The sequence below is a fragment of the Pseudomonas sp. K8 genome (assembly GCF_014889455.1).
Classification (GTDB): Bacteria; Pseudomonadota; Gammaproteobacteria; order Pseudomonadales; family Pseudomonadaceae; genus Aquipseudomonas; species Aquipseudomonas veronii.
The window spans coordinates 1-1,056 of record NZ_VJWO01000117.1; the positions used below are offsets into that span (position 1 = coordinate 1).

Consider the following 1,056-nt stretch of genomic DNA (forward strand, 5'->3'; position numbering starts at 1 on the left):
CCACCGACCATCCGGCGTTTGCCCAGCTCGACGAGGATGTCCACGGTCTTCAAACCGTACTTGGCCGCAGCGATTTCGGCATGGCGCAGGAAGCTCGAATAGACCCCGGCATACCCCAGCGCCAGGGACTCGCGGTCGACCCGCACCGGCCGGTCCTGCAACGGCCGCACGATGTCATCCGCTGCGTCCATCAAGGTGTAGAGGTCGGTGCCGTGGTTCCAGCCCAGGCGTTCGGCGGCGGCGATGAACACTTCCAGCGGCGCGTTGCCGGCCCCGGCGCCCATGCCGGCGAGGCTGGCGTCGATGCGGTCGCAGCCTTCCTCGACCGCGGTGATCGAGTTGGCCACGCCGAGCGAGAGGTTGTGGTGGGCATGCATGCCGGTTTCGGTTTCCGGCTTGAGCACGGCCTTGAACGCACGGAAGCGATCGCGGATGTCCTGCATGTTCATCGCGCCGCCGGAGTCGGCCATGTACACGCAGGTCGCGCCGTAGCTTTCCATCAGCTTGGCCTGGGCGGCGAGCTGCTCGGCCGGGATCATGTGGCTCATCATCAGGAAGCCGACGGTGTCCATGCCCAGTTCGCGGGCGTATTCAATGTGCTGTCTGGAGACGTCGGCCTCGGTGCAATGGGTGGCGATCCGCACCACGCGGGCACCGGCGTTGTACGCCGCCTTGAGGTCATGCACGGTGCCGATGCCGGGCAGCAACAGCGTGGTGATCTTGGCGTGGCTGATCACGTCGGCGGCGGCTTCGATCCATTCCAGGTCGGTGTGCGCGGCGAAGCCGTAGTTGAAGCTCGAGCCTTGCAGGCCGTCGCCGTGGGCGACTTCGATCGAGTCGACCTTGGCCTTGTCCAGGGCGCGGGCGATGTCCTGCACGTTTTGCAACGAATACTGATGACGCACCGCGTGGCTGCCGTCGCGCAGGGTCACGTCGGAGATGTAGATTTTCTTACCGTTCATGTCGCTCTCCTCAGGCCTGTTGCATCGACTGCGCCATGCGCTCGGCGGTGGCCAAGGCTGCGGAGGTCATGATGTCGAGGTTGCCAGCGTAGGC

1 protein-coding gene is annotated in these 1,056 nt (G+C 65.4%); it reads right to left on the reverse strand.

Annotated features, from left to right (window positions below):
• Nucleotides 1-962: 4-hydroxy-2-oxovalerate aldolase (dmpG, locus tag INT12_RS30450; RefSeq protein ID WP_193059174.1), on the reverse strand; the 962-nt coding region annotated here is incomplete at its 3' end.
• Nucleotides 963-1,056: the final 94 nt, after the last annotated feature.